A 2,614-nucleotide genomic window follows, 5' to 3' on the forward strand; every position below is an offset into this window, starting at 1 on the left:
TCCTGCCGGAGAACAAGCCGGCCGCCCTGGAATCCCTCGTCGCGGCCTACGACCCCGACGGCGTTGTCCAACCCGGCAACGGGCAGCTCCTGCTGGACGAACGCCGGACCGGCACCCGCCACGAGCTTCACCCGGACCTCGCGCTCCTGCTCAGCACCTCCGGATCCACCGGCTCGCCCAAGCTCGTGCGGCTCTCGCATGCGAACCTGCAGTCCAACGCCGAGTCGATTTCCGAGTACCTGAACATCGGGCCCGACGACCGCGCGGCCACGACGCTGCCCATGTCCTACTGCTACGGGCTGTCCGTGATCAACAGCCACCTGCTCCGCGGCGCCGGACTGGTCCTGACCGATCTTTCCGTGGTCGATCCGTGCTTCTGGGACCTCTTCCGAGGCCGCGGGGCGACGTCTTTCGCGGCCGTTCCGTACACCTTTGAACTGCTGGAACGGGTCGGGTTCGCGGACATGGATCTGCCCGGCCTGCGCTACGTCACCCAGGCCGGGGGCCGACTGGGGCCGGACTCGGTGCGGAACTACGCCGAACTTGGCCGCAGCAGCGGCTGGGAATTTTTCGTGATGTACGGCCAGACCGAAGCGACGGCCCGGATGGCATACCTGCCTCCTGAACTGGCGGCCGAGGTGCCGGGCGCGGTGGGCGTCCCGGTGCCCGGCGGCTCGTTCCGGATCGACCCCGTGCCGGGGCTGGAACACGGCGAACTGGTCTACAGCGGCGCCAACGTCATGCTTGGCTACGCCGAATGCCCGGCGGATCTCGCCGCGGGCCGGACCGTTGCGGAGCTCCGCACCGGCGACCTCGCCAGGCTGCACCCGGCGGGCGTCTACGAAGTGGTGGGCCGGCGCAGCCGGTTCGTCAAGATCGTGGGGCTGCGCGTGGATCTGGGACAGGTGGAGCGGCTCCTGGCGGATCTCGGTGTGCGGGCTGCCAGCGCCGGGACGGACGACGGCGTCGTCGTCGCTGTTGAAGGCGACCACGACGCGCACCTGCTGGGCAAGGTCCTCGCCCAGGGCATGGGGCTGCCGCGAGCCGCCCTAGAGGTCCACGCCGTCGACCATCTCCCGCGCCTGGCAACGGGCAAGCTCGACTACAGGGGCGTCCTGGCCCTGTCCGGGCCGAAACCCGGGCCGGCACCCGCCCCTGCAGCGGAAACCGGCGCGCCGGACAACAATGCTCCGGACAGCGTCCGGAAGATTTTCCAGGACGTGCTGGAGTGCGCCGACATCGCGGACAGCGACACGTTCGTGTCCCTGGGCGGGGACTCATTGTCCTATGTGGCCGCGTCGGTGCGGCTGGAACAGGCGCTGGGCCATCTCCCGCGGGACTGGCACGTGACGCCGGTCCGGGATCTGGAGCCCCGGCCGCGCACTGCACCGGGCCGTAAGCGGAGGAGATTCTTTGCGCCGGTGGAAACGAGCATCGTGCTGCGGGCCGTCGGGATCGTCCTGATCGTCAGCACGCACGTTGGGCTGTTTAGCTGGCAGGGTGCGGCCCACGTGCTCATGGCGGTGGCAGGCTACAACTTCGCACGCTTCCAGCTCTCCGGGAAGCGGATCCCGCGGCTGCGGAGGCAGCTGTCCAGCTCGGCACGAATCATCGTGCCGAGCATGGCGTTCATCGCGGTGGCGTACCTGATCACCGACAACTACTCACCCGCCAATATCGTGCTGCTCAATGCCGTCCTCGGGCCGGAGGGGGTGAGCACCCAGTGGCATTTCTGGTTCATCGAAGTTCTTGTTTACCTGCTTGTGGGGTCCGTGGCTCTGCTTGCCGTTCCGTGGGCGGACCGCGCCGAGCGGCGCTTCCCACTGCTCTTTCCGCTGGCGCTGACCGGCGTGGGGCTCCTGACCCGGTATGAGCTGGTCAACCCGGGAGTGCCGCACACGGCGCCTGCGCTCTGGCTCTTCGCGCTGGGTTGGGCTATCGCACGGTCCCGGACCGTCGCCCAGCGTTGCCTGGTCTCGGTCATTGCAGCAGTGACCGTTCCGGGATTCTTCGAGAATCCGGGTCGGGAGGCCACGCTGCTCGCCGGGATCCTGCTGCTCATCTGGCTGCCCAGCATTCCGGTGCCGCAGGTCCTCCGCCGCCTCATGGTGGTACTCGCCAGCGCCTCCCTCTACGCATACCTTGTCCACTGGGTGGTCTATCCGCCGCTGGCCGGGATCAGCCCCGCCTTGGCCGTGGCAGGCTCGCTGGCCGCGGGGGTAGCCTACTGGGCGCTCTGCCTGCGCTTGATGGGGGCGGTCAACCGCCGGCGGGCAGGCGCAGGCAACGATCCGGGTACGAATTCAGCACAACAGTAGGCGCCGACTGCTGTACCAGCGACACTGACGGCATGGTTCTCTGTCTGAAAGACAGCGGGCGGCGCTCCGCGATCCGTGCCACGGTTGGCGCATTGGTGCTGGCTGCCTCGGTCTCGGGGTGCTCGTCCTCCACCGGTGGGGAACCGCCGTGTTTCCCGCCCGCCTATTCGCTGACCCCGTCGGAAGCCAAACCGGGGCAGAGCGTGACGGTGGCAGCGCCGGACGCTGACTGCAATCCCCGCTACGGCAAGAACGCCCGTATCCAGGTGAGCGTCACCGACGCCACAGGCGTGGAG

General features: G+C 68.6%; 1 protein-coding gene and 1 pseudogene. Both read left to right on the forward strand.

What is annotated here, in order from left to right:
- Nucleotides 1-2,318: AMP-binding protein (locus LQV45_RS25105; RefSeq protein ID WP_230009339.1), on the forward strand; the 2,318-nt coding region annotated here is incomplete at its 5' end.
- Nucleotides 2,319-2,350: 32 nt separating this feature from the next.
- A pseudogene (locus LQV45_RS25110) lies at nt 2,351-2,614 on the forward strand (hypothetical protein); the annotation flags it as partial.

The sequence above is a fragment of the Microbacterium sp. Bi128 genome (assembly GCF_918698205.1).